The sequence below is a fragment of the Acinetobacter sp. 1130196 genome (assembly GCF_000588095.1).
Lineage (GTDB): Bacteria > Pseudomonadota > Gammaproteobacteria > Pseudomonadales > Moraxellaceae > Acinetobacter > Acinetobacter nosocomialis.
On the sequence record NZ_JFWX01000027.1, the window covers coordinates 1 to 13,183 of the forward strand.

The window sequence follows — 13,183 nt, forward strand, 5'->3', positions numbered from 1 at the left end:
ACTCACCCTTGGGTAATGCTCGTATCGTTGAATAAATCGTTGTATGGCTTACATTCATTGTTTGATCCAAATCAGGAAATGTCTTTAAACGCTTTGCTATTTGCTGAGGAGACCATAAACAACGGATCGCTTCAACAATAAATTTCCAGAGGATTGAATCGATTTTGAGTTTTCTGTGACCACGTCTACGTCTAGCGAAGGTGTTATCAGAAGCATATCGAGCTTGATAAACGTCATTGATGCTATTTCTTTTAAGCTCACGATAGATCGTACTAGGATGTCTTTTAATGAGTTCAGCAAATTTTCTGGCTGAAAAGCCTTCTTTTCTTGACTCAAGCATTAATGCAGTACGATCTTCAAAGTTAAGATGATGGTATGACAATTTTATATACTCCATAAACCCTTTAAATTAATTAGGTGGTTTATGTCGCACTTCAAGTTTTACTCTGCCTTGCAATAACGACTTTCGCAAGAGGTCTATTTATACTAAAACAGTTATTCTATTTTTTAATTTGAGTATGTGATATTTTAAGATATGGACGATTGGCAATGTAAGTATTGTAATGGTTACATTATGGTTAATCATTCAAATATAGAGGTAGGGGAAAAAGTTTACTTTTTGGTATATAAATTTGATGCAAAAAATGAAAGAAAAAAGCTATATAAAAAAGAAACAGTGATTGCACGCTGTGATAATATTTTACATATTGAATCGAGAAAAAAGACATATAAAATAGAAGAAGCTAAAGTCTATCCACTCGGCGCACCTATGCCATTTGTTTACAATATGTTTTGGGTTTGTGGCTGTGAAAATAGACCATAGTATTTTGTTTTATATGGCCTGACCTGAAGTATTAATTTAAACAAGTTGATTGTTTTTTGTTCATTTTTGGATATATATTCTTAATTCATTCTAGTAGTTTAAAATTTAGATAAATATTCTAAATGCTTGAACTGTTAAAATTAAATTTCTTATTTGACAAAATTTAAGCATCCTTTTATAAAACCTCAACTAAAGTTGTGATTAATAGAAATGACTGAAACGAATCAAAGCCGTTTGTTGACTGTAGGTGAAGTTGCAAAACGCAGTGGTGTTGCAGTTTCAACGCTTCATTTTTACGAGTCTAAAGGTTTAATTAAAAGTATAAGAACCAATGGTAATCAACGTCGTTTTACTTTAGTGGTGTTGCGTTACATTGCGATCATTAAAATTGCCCAAAAAGTTGGGATTCCCTTAGATGAAATTAAACAAGCTTTAAGTAAGTATCCGATGGGATCTAAATTAACTGCACAGCAATGGAAAGAGTTATCTCTTGATTGGCGGAAAAGTTTGGATGATCGTATTCAAAAACTTACGCGACTTAGAGATGAAATGGATTGGTGTATAGGTTGTGGGTGCTTGTCATTAGAGCAATGTCCACTAAGAAATCCAAATGATGTATTGGGACAAGAAGGTGTTGGGGCACGTATTTTAGAAAGATCATAGCGCATAAATTTGTTGATTGATTCTATTGCTAATAATGTACCGCTTGGAATAATTAATTATTTTGTAAGTTACTCTCTATGAAGGTTTTTTATTGTAAACAGTTTATATAAAACATGAATTTTTTTGATATCTTTATTTTTTTTAGTAAGAAGTAAAATTTATGAAAAAAACTATCTTTCTTGGATTAGCGCTTGTTTCGTTAACGGCTTGTTCAGCAGTACAGCATAAAGAATTAACTCCACCAAAAATTGGTTCACCAAATCCGGCAAGTCAATATTGTGTTGAACAAGGCGGAAAATTAGAAATTAGAAATGAAACAAATGGTCAGGTTGGATATTGTCATCTGCCAAATGGTCAAGTGGTCGAAGAGTGGAAGTTATTCCGTGATAACCAAGCTAACTGCGTAGCAGAAGAAGCTCAAAAATTAGTAGGGCAATCTGGCTTAACTGATGACCAAATTAAGCAAAAAACGAAGTCAGAAATTGTACGTAAAGTAGCTCCTGGTCAGCCAATGACGATGGATTACCGTTCAAACCGAGTAACTGTTACTATTGATCCAGCAACTCAAAAAATTACCAACGCGAACTGCGGTTAATTTTTTAACTAAAAATTGATAGAAGACTGAATAAGAAAGCCTGTCAAAAGATGGGCTTTTATTTTTTTAGTTTAAGAAGAATGGAAGAGAGGATATTGTTTTTCGCTATGCTTATGAACCTGATATAGCAGTTTTTATCTATTACGAAAAAAAGCCCCTAGCGGACTAGAGGCAGAAAAACTTCAGATGCAGGTAACAGGTGAATTATGCATCTGAGTTAAGTAGGTTGTATCAAACCATGTAAAGCACTTTACCAGTAAAAATGAGTAAAAATATGGAAGTGCGACTAATGGCTAATATGTGCTGTTTGTTATTTATACAAATTGATGTACTAAATTAATTTAAGAATTTTTCAAAACGTCTACGACAAAATTAAAAGCTTCAAAATCTGTGATTGTGTAGCAATTAGTTTAGAGAGAAGATTCAACCGTTGTCTTTTTATGCGACTACCCAATAGTTATTCGTGATTTGTACTTGGCTTAATGATAATTTTAGAGCTATCCGAAAGGACACAATAATGACGAACATACGAATAATAATGAATCGAAGGTAGGACTACGTGTTTATTAGTGTATTTGATCTTTTTAAAATTGGCATCGGCCCATCTAGCTCCCATACAGTTGGACCAATGCGTGCGGCATACAGTTTTGTGGATGATTTATTGAAGCAAAACGATTTACAAGCAACAGCTAGAGTTCAGGTGAAGTTATACGGTTCGCTGTCGGCAACCGGTGTCGGTCATGCGACAGATAAGGCTGTTCTGTTAGGTTTAATGGGTTTTGACCCTGAACATATCGATACCCAAGTAAGTACAAGCTTGATTGAAGATGTTCTTGAAAATAAAACAATCCAGCTTAATCGGCAAAAGAGTATTTCTTTTGACTATAAGCATGATGTGCTTTTTTTAGATGAATCTTTGCCTTATCACCCCAATGCAATGGAATTGATTGCGTATAACGAGGCTCAAGAAATTTTATATGCAGAAACTTACTATTCAGTAGGTGGTGGCTTTATTGTTAGCCAAAGACAATTAACACATACCCAAACTGAAACTAACGATGTTAAGGTTCCATATCCATTTCACAGTGCGGCTGAACTTTTAAACTTATGTAAGACTCATCATTTATCAGTGAGCGAGTTAATGCTTGAAAATGAAAAAAGCTGGCGTAGTGAAACTGAGATTCGCAGCAAGATTATGGAAATCTGGAAAGTGATGCAGCAGTGCATTCACAACGGATTAATTAATGAAGGAATATTACCGGGCGGATTAAACGTAAAACGTCGGGCCAAGAAAATTCACGATAAGTTATTAAATAAGAAAAACTCAAACCTGATTGTGACGACTTTTCATGCGATGGAATGGGTCAATTTATTTGCCTTAGCGGTAAATGAAGAAAATGCTGCTGGCGGTCGAGTAGTGACGGCACCTACAAATGGGGCCGCAGGAATTATTCCGGCAGTTTTATATTACTACGTGACTTTCTCTAAAGACTTTTCCGAAGATAAAGTGGTTCGTTTCTTTTTAAGTGCGGCAGCCGTTGGCATTTTATGTAAACTCAATGCTTCTATTTCTGGTGCAGAAGTAGGGTGTCAGGGCGAAGTCGGCTCGGCGTGTGCGATGGCTTCGGCAGGGTTAGCCGAGATTTTAGGTGCATCACCTGAGCAAGTGGAACATGCGGCTGAAATTGGGCTTGAACATAACTTGGGTTTAACGTGTGACCCGATTGGTGGTTTGGTTCAGGTGCCTTGCATTGAACGAAATGCAATTGCAGCTGTAAAAGCCATTAATGCAGCCCAAATGGCACTTCATGATGATGATGATGAACACTTTGTCACCCTAGATAAAGTGATTCAGACCATGAAAGAAACAGGCAAAGATATGTCTGAGAAATATAAAGAGACTTCAAAAGGTGGCCTCGCTGTTAACGCCATTGAGTGCTAAAAAAATGAGATGGGGACGAGGTGACCCCATCTCATTTTAAACATTAAGCCTCGCGAGCAACTAAAGTTAAAATGTCGTAAGTTGCGACAAGTTCACCGCGTTGGTTTTTGACTTTAATATCCCATACCACAACACCATGCGCAGGCTGAGAAGGGTCTTTTTGTGGTTTAGGTGTTTTTTGTTTACAGGTGAGTTCAACCTGAATCGAGTCACCAATTTTAACCGGTTCAACAAAACGTAAGTTGTCCATACCATAATTGGCAATCACAGGACCTTGTGCTGCATCTACAAATAGACCTGCTGCAGCAGACACAATGAAGTAACCATGTGCAACGCGTTCACCAAAGAAAGACTCCGCCGCTGCGATTTTATCAGTATGTGCATAGAAGTAGTCACCGCTTAAACACGCGAAATTGACAATATCTGCTTCGGTGACTGTACGGCGCGCTGTTAATAAACGTTCACCAATCACTAATTCATCAAAAGACTTTTTAAATGGATGTACGCGGTCTTCGTTAACTTTCGAGCCAGCAGTCCATGAGTGAGTAATTTGCGTCAAACTGTTTGGAGAACCCTGAATTGCAGTGCGCTGCATATAGTGTTTAACTGCACGAATACCACCTAATTCTTCACCGCCACCTGCACGGCCAGGGCCACCGTGTACTAAATGTGGAAGTGGTGAACCATGTCCTGTACTTTCTTTTGCAGACTCTGAATCGAGTACATGCACACGGCCATGCCAAGGCGCGATTTTTTGAATAATCTGCTCAATATTCTCATCATTATTTTTAACGACAGAAGCCACTAGGCTACCTTCACCACGTGAAACAAGATCAGCTAGTTCTTCAATGTTTTGATATGGCATGAGTGTACATACCGGACCGAACGCTTCCGTGGTATGAACATTCGTCGCTTGTAAAGGCTGTTCGCAAAGCAATAAAGTTGGAGCGAAAAAAGCACCTTTTTCAGGATGATCTGCATTAAATGTAAAGCTATCGTTGCCACCAAAAACAATTTTTGCGTCTTTGCTGAGTTCGGCAACTTTTTCTGCAACGTCATGTTTTTGTTTAATGCTCGCTAAAGCACCCATGGTGGTTTCTTCTTTTTGAGGGTCGCCCACCACAACTTTAGCAAGTTTGGCAGTCAGCTTCTCTTGTACAGTCGCTAACAAATTTTCAGGAACAAATGCACGACGAATCGCAGTACATTTTTGACCTGCTTTGGTGGTCATTTCACGAAAGACTTCACGCACAAATAAATCGATAGTTTCTTCATTTGCCTCAGGGCTTAAAATTGCACTGTTTACCGAGTCGGCTTCCATGCTAAATGGAATTGAATATTTATTGAGGTGAGGGTGATTACGTAATTTTTGGCCTGTGTAAGCCGAACCTGTAAACGTAACGCAGTCTTGTGGGCCTAACTGTTCTAACAGGTCATAAGTCTGACCGCAAATGAGTTGTAGCGAACCTTTTGGTAATACATGTGCTTCTTCAATCGCTTTTACAACTGCTTGAGTTAATTGGGCACCGTCGGTTGCAGGCTTAACAATACATGGAACACCAGCAAGTAACGTCGGTGCAATCTTTTCAAGCATTCCCCAAATTGGAAAGTTAAATGCGTTGATGTGAACGGCAACACCTGCTTTAGGACTTAAAATGTGCTTAGCACCGAAAGTTCCATTTTTAGATAATTGAATCCAGCTGTCTTCGGTAATAATTTTTTCGTCATTGAGTTCACGACGAACCAGACTTGAATAAGCAAATAATGTCTGGATACCGCCTTCAATATCAATCCACGCATCTTTACGAGTTGCGCCTGTTGCATACGCAAGTTTGTAAAACTCTTCCTTACGTTCAAGTAAATATTGGGCAATTTGTTTTAAAGCATTAGCGCGTTGATGAAACGTCCAGTTAGCCAGTTCTGAACCATTCTGTTTGGCATACTGAACAACACGTTTCATATCTATGCCATGACTACTTACGGCATAAATCGATTCACCTGTAATGGCATGATAAACGGTACGTAATTCTTCGTCAGACGAATGCCATGTTCCATAGACATAAGAAGCAAGATGAGGCAGTTGATGCTCAGACTGCTGAAAATCTGTGTCAGTTGAGGTTCCTTCTAGGTGTGCTTGTTCAAGCATGACCAAACTCCTTTTTTATTTGATACATCAATTATAAAAATTGCAAAAATATGATTCATAATTTCAGATTAATTTGTATAAAAGTCAACTTTATTTTGATTTTTAAAAGTAAAAAAGTTTTTTACATTTAACTTAATTTTATTAATTTCAATAGTTTGAATTGTTTTATTGTTGTGAATTTAATTTGATACTAAAAAATTAGTTGACTTTGTTTTTTGTGTATCGAAAAATAGATTTAAGGGTGATACCTACAGGGAATGAAAGAATGGAAAACAATTACCAGAAATTTGAACAAAATATTGCCAATGAAATTACGATCGAGGCTAAGGATCAAATGCCTGATGCCTACCGCAAAACATTGATTCGTCAAATCGGGCAACATGGCCATTCTGAAATTGTAGGTATGTTGCCTGAAGGAAACTGGATTACGCGTGCGCCGACTTTAAAACGTAAAGCGGTTTTGCTCGCGAAAGTACAAGATGAAGCGGGTCATGGTTTATATCTGTATAGCGCGGCAGAAACCTTAGGTGCTGACCGTGATGACATGATGGAAAAGTTGATTAATGGGAAAATGAAATACTCATCAATCTTTAACTATCCAACTTTGACTTGGGCAGATGTCGCTGCAATTGGTTGGCTTGTCGATGGGGCAGCCATTGTGAACCAGGTTGCGCTTTGCCGTACTTCGTATGGGCCATATGCACGTGCGATGGTACGTATTTGTAAAGAAGAAAGTTTCCACCAACGCCAAGGTTTTGAAGCCATGATGGCTTTGGCAAACGGTACACCGGAACAAAAACAGATGGCACAAGATGCGGTAAATCGTTATTGGTGGCCAGCACTCATGATGTTTGGTCCAAGTGATGAACACTCTCCAAACAGCGCACAAAGCATGGCGTGGAAAATCAAACGTTTTAGTAACGATGAGTTACGTCAAAAGTTTGTCGATAACACCGTACCACAAGTGTTGCAACTTGGCTTGGAAGTACCAGACCCAGATTTAAAGTTCAATGAAGAAACTGGTCACTACGAGTTTGGCGAGATTGACTGGCATGAATTTAATGAAGTGATTGCCGGACGTGGACCATGTAATCACGAGCGTATCGAAGCACGCCGTAAAGCATGGGAAAACGGCAAATGGGTTCGTGATGCAGCAGTGGTCTATGCGAAAAAACAGCAGCTTGAAGCGAACAAAGTGGCTTAACAAGATTTATGGAAAAATTTGAGGAAATAAAAATGGAAGATAAAAACAACTGGTCGCTCTACGAAGTATTTGTACGTAGTAAACAAGGCTTAAGCCACCGTCATGTAGGCAGCTTAAGAGCACCTGATGATGAAATCGCACTACAGCATGCCCGTGATGTTTACACGCGCCGTAATGAAGGAATTAGCATTTGGGTGGTTCGTTCAGAACTGATTAAGTCATCACAGCCAGATGAAAAAGCTGAATTTTTCGATCCTTCTTTAGACAAGGTTTATCGTCATCCGACTTTTTACCATATCCCAGACGGCATTGAGCACATGTAAGGGGAATGGCAAATGAATCATTCAGTTTTATCTAAATTCTTATTACATATTGGTGATAGTCAACTGGTTTTATCTCAGCGTTTGGCTGAATGGTGCGGGCATGCACCTGAGCTAGAAATTGATATTGCCTTAGCAAATATCGGCTTGGACTTATTGGGTCAGGCAAGAAACTTTCTGACTTTGGCTGGTCAATACGATGAAGCTAAACGTGATGAAGACCAACTTGCGTATTTCCGTACTGAACGTGAGTTTTTAAACCTATTGTTGTGTGAACAACCGAATGGCGATTTTGCTCAAACGATTGTGCGCCAGTGGTTGATGGACCATTACCATTTTCATTTATTTACGGCTTTAGCGCAAAGCTCACTTCCTGAATTAAGTGCGCTTGCTGTGAAATCTTTAAAAGAAGTGAAGTATCACATCCGTTTTTCGACAAGCTGGATGGAACGTTTAAGTTTAAGCACAGATGAAGCACATCAACGTGTGCAAGACGGATTAAATAATTTATGGCGTTTTACCGCTGAATTATTTGAACTGAGTGCAGACGAACAAGCATTGGTTGCAGAAGGCGTGATTCCAGATTTTTCAAATGAAAAAGAACAATGGAACCAAACCATTGCAGATGAGCTTAAGCGCTTTGAATTAAATGTTGCTGTAAACGGTGCTTATCGCCGTGGTGCGAAACAAGGATTGCATACCGAGCATTTAGGTTATTTGTTGGCTGAAATGCAATGTATTCAAAGAACTTATCCGGGCATGACCTGGTAAGACAAGGAGGTGAGCCATGCAAATGATTCGTCATTGCATCGACCAATGTTGGGATGTTCTACAAACGGTAAGTGACCCTGAAATTCCGGTTTTATCGGTTGTCGATTTAGGCATGATCCGCGGTGTAGAGATTAACGATCAACAAGAAATTATTGTTCGTCTAACTCCGACATATAGCGGATGCCCAGCAACAGATATGCTTAAAGCACAAATTGTTGAGGCATTTACCGCAGAAGCTTTGACACCGGTCAAAGTCATGGTCGATTTATCAGAAGCATGGACCACGGACTGGATGTCTGAAGCAGGGAAAAAGAAACTGCAAGTTTATGGCATTGCACCACCTGAAGGGTTGGCGCATCAGTGTGGAACTCACGTTCATTTAAATGATGGTGTTGAGTGCCCACGTTGTAAAAGCCGACATACCCGACTGTTAACAGAGTTTAGTTCCACCGCCTGTAAAGCACTTTATAAATGTCAGGACTGTCTTGAGCCTTTTGATTACTTCAAATGTATTTAAGTCTTTAGATAAGGAAATCAGCCATGAGCCAATTTGTACCATTAAAAGTAAAAAGTATTACGCCGCAAACCGATCAGGCAATTTGTATTGCATTTGACGTTGTACCTGAACAACAAGAACAATTTCATTTTCAACCGGGGCAACATCTAACCATTCGCCATTTAACCGAAGCGGGTGAAATCCGCCGTTGTTATTCAATTTGTAGCTATGCGGGCAAAGAAGACATCAGTATTGCGGTTAAAAAGATTGATCAGGGTCAATTTTCAAACTGGGCAAATGACCATTTAAAAGTGGGCGATGTGCTTGAAGTGATGCCACCACAAGGCGTGTTTTTTCAAAAAGCAGCCAAGATGGGCGGACAAAACTATTTAGGCGTTGCTGCGGGTAGTGGTATCACGCCAATTTTATCAATTATTAAACAAGTTTTATTTGAACAACCTGAAGCTAATTTTACCTTGCTCTATGGCAATCGTTCATGGAAACAAACCATGTTTGCCGAGCAAATTATGGATTTGAAGGATCAGTTTAAAGAACGCTTTCAACTCATCAATATTTTTTCTCGTGAGTTCAACGATAGTGAGCTAATGAACGGTCGTATTGATGCAGAAAAGCTTAAACAGCTTTTTGATTTTGAAGTGCTTGAAACAAACTTTGACCATGTGTTTGCCTGCGGCCCAGACGAAATGATGAATGCCGTAGAAAATACTTTACCAAAATTTGGTATTGCCAAAGAGCGCATTCACACCGAACGTTTCCATACAGGACAAGCGCGTAAACGTAGTGTTGAAGCGGATGCAAACCGTAAAGAAGAAAAAGTAAACATCATTTTAGATGGCCGTGAACTGATTGTTTCTGTGGCTCAAGATGATGAAAGTATTCTTGATGCGGCTTTACGTGCAGGTGCCGACTTACCGTATGCATGTAAAGGGGGGGTGTGCGCGACCTGTCGCTGTAAGGTACTTTCAGGCGAAGTCGACATGTTCCTTAACTATAGTCTTGAAGAAGATGAAGTTGAAAAGGGCTATGTGCTGAGCTGCCAGACCTTACCAAAAGGCTCAAATGTTCGCTTGAGTTTTGATGAATAGAGGCTGTCATGCAAGAGTTGATCAAAGCCAGTACAGCTGCTGACGGTGTTTTGTTATTAACCTTAAACCGTCCGGAAAAAAGAAATGCTTTAAACAATGCAACATTGCAGTGTTTGTGCGAGTTGCTTGAAGAAGCTGAACATAATGCTCAAGTCAAAGCAGTGGTTTTAACGGGTAAGGCTCAGTGTTTTGCGGCTGGAGCAGATCTTAGTGAGCTAGCTGCAATGGACGCGGTGTCTTTGCAACTCGATATTCGCCCGAAGCTTTGGCAGAAAATTGATGCGTTTAGTAAGCCACTGATTAGTGCAGTCAATGGCTATGCCTTAGGCGCTGGGTTCGAGTTGGTTTTGCATTCAGATATGGTCGTTTGCGGTGAAAATGCTCGTTTTGCTTTACCTGAAATTACCTTAGGGATGTTGCCGGGTGCCGGCGGAACACAGCGTTTAGCTCGCTTGGTTGGACAACAACTCACCATGCGCTGGGCTATGACAGGGGAAATGATTTCGGCAAAACAGGCAGAGCAACATGGCATTTGCAGTCAAGTGGTGCCGACTGAATTAACCGTTGAATATGCGGTTCAACTGGCAGCCAAAATTGCCAAACAAGCGCCTTTAGCGATTCGTGTGATTAAACAATCAATTAAAAGTATTCATGAAACAACGTTAAGTCAGGGACTCAAGTTTGAACGTCAAAACTTTGTCTGGCTGGCGGCTACAAAAGATCGAAACGAAGGGATTAATGCTTTCTTTGAGAAAAGAAAGCCAGTGTTTAGAGGTGAGTGATGGACTATCAAAATATTATTGCTGAAGAAAAAAATGGTGTTGGCTACCTAACATTTAACCGCCCAAAAGCACTGAATAGCTTTAATGTTGATATGCACCGTGAAGTGGCTGAGGTTTTAAACCAATGGACCAAAAATCCGGATGTTCGCTGTGTGGTGATTAGTGGCGAAGGTCGCGGCTTTTGTGCAGGGCAAGATTTAGGTGATCGCGTAGTTGACCCAAACGCTGAAGCTCCAGATTTAGGATATTCCATTGAAACTTACTATAACCCGCTCATTAAAATGATTGTAAATATGCCAAAGCCTGTGATTTGCGCCGTAAATGGCGTGGCAGCAGGTGCAGGGGCAAATATTGCACTGGCGTGTGACTTGGTGATTGCAGCTAAATCGGCAAACTTCGTACAAGCATTTTGTCGCTTAGGTTTGGTTCCAGACTCTGCGGGTACATGGTTTTTACCACGTGCTGTAGGCCATGCACGTGCGATGGGATTGGCTTTGTTAGGTGACAAGCTCCCAGCAGAAACTGCAAAAGAATGGGGCATGATTTGGGATGTGGTTGAAGACGCTGAGCTTAAAGCAAAAGTGACTGAACTGGCGGAGCGTTTAGCGAAACAGCCTACTTTTGGTCTATCTCTCATTAAAAAAGCGATTCATCAATCAAGCAATAACACCTTTGATGAGCAAATGCTGTTAGAGCGAGATTTACAACGTATTGCGGGTCGTTCCGAAGATTATCGTGAAGGGGTACAAGCCTTTATGAATAAACGTGAACCAAATTTTAAAGGGCGCTAAGCATGACAGATTTAGACTTATCTCGTGCCCGAATTGCCGTCATTGGTTCTGGCACCATGGGCATCGGCATTGCCCAGTTAGCCATCGTTAATGGGCACTCGACCGTTTTATATGATCTGGACGCTCAAAAAGCGCAACAAGCCGTTCACGGCTTAGGGCAGACATTTAAAAAGCTGGTTGAAAAGAGCAAGCTCACACAACAGCAAGCGGATGAAGCTTTAGCGCGTTTAACGGTGGTCAATCAAATTGAAGCTTTAAGTGAGGCTGACTTAGTCATTGAAGCAGTGGTTGAGAAAAAAGAAGTTAAACAGTCTTTATTTAAGCAACTCGCTGAGATTTGTAGTGCGCAAACCATTTTTGCAAGCAATACATCTTCAATTTCGGTGACTGCAATTTCGGCGGGCATTGCTCACCCTGAGCGCATAGTGGGTTTACACTTTTTTAACCCTGCACCAGTTATGAAACTGGTTGAAATTGTACAAGGCTTAAAAACCCCAAACAGCTTATGTTTGGCTTTAAAAAACTTGATGTTGAATTGGAAAAAAATTCCGGTACTCACCAAGTCGACCCCTGGGTTTATTGTTAACCGAATTGCACGTCCGTTTTATGCAGAAGGCTTTAGAGCACTGCAAGAACAAGTCACTAGCTACGACCAGCTAGATTATGCTTTGAAGCAATGCGGCGGTTTTGCGATGGGGCCGTGTGAACTTACCGACCTCATTGGGCAAGATGTTAACTTTTCGGTGACGCAAAGCGTTTACCAAGAGTTTTTTTACGAGCCACGCTACCGTCCAAGCCTCATTCAAAAAGAATTAGTCGATGCAGGTGCTTGGGGCCGTAAATCAAAACAGGGCTTTTATACCTATAACGAAAAAAATCAGTACGAGACATTTCAGCCTCAAGCTGTGGTTGCCAAACCAATTGATGCCCATGTAGAGCTAAAAGGGACTTGGTCTCAGCTACCTGCTTTTTTAACGCGTTTAGGTTTAAAAAGCGGATCTGCGAGTGACGACAATATCCTTCAAATTGATGATATCGACTTGCGTTTAAGCCAAGGTGAGTCAGCCAATATTCATTACCTAAGCCGTAAAGTGGTTTTAATGGACTGGCATCATGATTTTGAGCACGCAGAGGCTTTAGTACTCAGTCATAACGAGCTTTGTGAAGCAAGTGATCTGGCTAAAGTTGAGGCTTACTTTGCACAGTTTGGTATGAGTGTGATGTGGATTAAAGACCATCCGGCACTGTTAACTTTACGCACCATCGCTTTACTCATTAATGAAGCCTGCGAAGCAAGTTTACATGGTGTTGCGAGTCTGGAAGATATTGATAATGCCATGAAATATGGAGTGAATTATCCTAAGGGTCCTTACCAGTGGTTGACACAAATGGGCGGTGCTTATGTGCTCCAAACCTTAAATAACTTATATGCACTGTATGGAGAGGAAAAATATCGCGCGAGTATCTACCTCAAGCAATATGTAGCAAAAACTCAAAACATTGCTACTCAATATTCACGTGATATGACCGAATTTGCATAATCA

General features: G+C 40.2%; 14 protein-coding genes. 12 read left to right on the plus strand and 2 right to left on the minus strand.

Annotated elements, in window-relative coordinates; all coding sequences use genetic code 11:
* Positions 1 to 340 (minus strand): helix-turn-helix domain-containing protein (locus J671_RS17340; protein ID WP_240489321.1); only part of this gene is annotated, 340 nt, incomplete at its 3' end.
* A 195-nt stretch (positions 341 to 535) separates the two neighbouring features.
* On the opposite strand from J671_RS17340, the gene J671_RS0104760 reads away from it, so the two are divergent.
* From J671_RS0104760 to J671_RS17355, 4 genes are all read left to right on the plus strand, one after another.
* Positions 536 to 823 carry a hypothetical protein gene (locus tag J671_RS0104760; RefSeq protein WP_004887800.1) on the plus strand — a complete coding sequence of 96 codons (288 nt, stop codon included), beginning with the start codon at positions 536 to 538 and terminating at the stop codon, positions 821 to 823.
* Between the two features lie 210 nt (positions 824 to 1,033).
* A complete protein-coding gene (gene soxR / locus J671_RS17345; RefSeq protein WP_002048264.1) occupies positions 1,034 to 1,486 on the plus strand; it encodes a redox-sensitive transcriptional activator SoxR in 453 nt (150 codons plus the stop codon).
* Between the two features lie 160 nt (positions 1,487 to 1,646).
* Positions 1,647 to 2,081, plus strand: a complete 435-nt coding sequence (locus J671_RS17350; RefSeq protein ID WP_004887796.1) for an I78 family peptidase inhibitor — start codon at positions 1,647 to 1,649, stop codon at positions 2,079 to 2,081.
* Between the two features lie 559 nt (positions 2,082 to 2,640).
* A complete protein-coding gene (locus tag J671_RS17355) occupies positions 2,641 to 4,023 on the plus strand; it encodes an L-serine ammonia-lyase (RefSeq protein WP_004887795.1) in 1,383 nt (460 codons plus the stop codon).
* A 43-nt stretch (positions 4,024 to 4,066) separates the two neighbouring features.
* Here J671_RS17355 and paaZ read toward each other — a convergent pair whose 3' ends face one another.
* The gene (gene paaZ, locus J671_RS17360) at positions 4,067 to 6,169 is read right to left on the minus strand and encodes a phenylacetic acid degradation bifunctional protein PaaZ (RefSeq protein ID WP_004887793.1); all 2,103 of its coding nucleotides are present in this window, start codon (positions 6,167 to 6,169) and stop codon (positions 4,067 to 4,069) included.
* Positions 6,170 to 6,434: 265 nt separating this feature from the next.
* On the opposite strand from paaZ, the gene paaA reads away from it, so the two are divergent.
* Genes paaA through J671_RS17400 form a run of 8 tightly spaced genes read left to right on the plus strand, consistent with a single transcriptional unit; the run spans position 6,435 to position 13,180 of the window.
* Entirely contained in the window at positions 6,435 to 7,373 is a 939-nt protein-coding gene (gene paaA / locus J671_RS17365) for a 1,2-phenylacetyl-CoA epoxidase subunit PaaA (protein ID WP_004887791.1), read from the plus strand.
* Between the two features lie 32 nt (positions 7,374 to 7,405).
* Complete coding sequence (gene paaB, locus J671_RS17370) at positions 7,406 to 7,696, plus strand: 1,2-phenylacetyl-CoA epoxidase subunit PaaB (RefSeq protein ID WP_000389648.1); 291 nt, start codon at positions 7,406 to 7,408, stop codon at positions 7,694 to 7,696.
* Positions 7,697 to 7,708: 12 nt separating this feature from the next.
* Positions 7,709 to 8,464 carry a 1,2-phenylacetyl-CoA epoxidase subunit PaaC gene (paaC, locus tag J671_RS17375; RefSeq protein WP_004709493.1) on the plus strand — a complete coding sequence of 252 codons (756 nt, stop codon included), beginning with the start codon at positions 7,709 to 7,711 and terminating at the stop codon, positions 8,462 to 8,464.
* Positions 8,465 to 8,480: 16 nt separating this feature from the next.
* Positions 8,481 to 8,981, plus strand: coding sequence for a 1,2-phenylacetyl-CoA epoxidase subunit PaaD (gene paaD, locus J671_RS17380; protein WP_001177938.1), 501 nt, complete (start codon positions 8,481 to 8,483; stop codon positions 8,979 to 8,981).
* 23 nt (positions 8,982 to 9,004) lie between these two features.
* A complete protein-coding gene (gene paaE / locus J671_RS17385; RefSeq protein WP_004887788.1) occupies positions 9,005 to 10,066 on the plus strand; it encodes a 1,2-phenylacetyl-CoA epoxidase subunit PaaE in 1,062 nt (353 codons plus the stop codon).
* An 8-nt stretch (positions 10,067 to 10,074) separates the two neighbouring features.
* The gene (locus J671_RS17390; RefSeq protein ID WP_004887787.1) at positions 10,075 to 10,848 is read left to right on the plus strand and encodes an enoyl-CoA hydratase-related protein; all 774 of its coding nucleotides are present in this window, start codon (positions 10,075 to 10,077) and stop codon (positions 10,846 to 10,848) included.
* On the plus strand, positions 10,848 to 11,639 hold the full coding sequence (gene paaG / locus J671_RS17395; protein ID WP_004887785.1) for a 2-(1,2-epoxy-1,2-dihydrophenyl)acetyl-CoA isomerase PaaG: 792 nt from the start codon (positions 10,848 to 10,850) through the stop codon (positions 11,637 to 11,639). The genes J671_RS17390 and paaG overlap by 1 nt, the downstream gene beginning before the upstream one ends.
* 2 nt (positions 11,640 to 11,641) lie before the next feature.
* Positions 11,642 to 13,180, plus strand: a complete 1,539-nt coding sequence (locus J671_RS17400; protein WP_004887782.1) for a 3-hydroxyacyl-CoA dehydrogenase — start codon at positions 11,642 to 11,644, stop codon at positions 13,178 to 13,180.
* Positions 13,181 to 13,183: the final 3 nt, after the last annotated feature.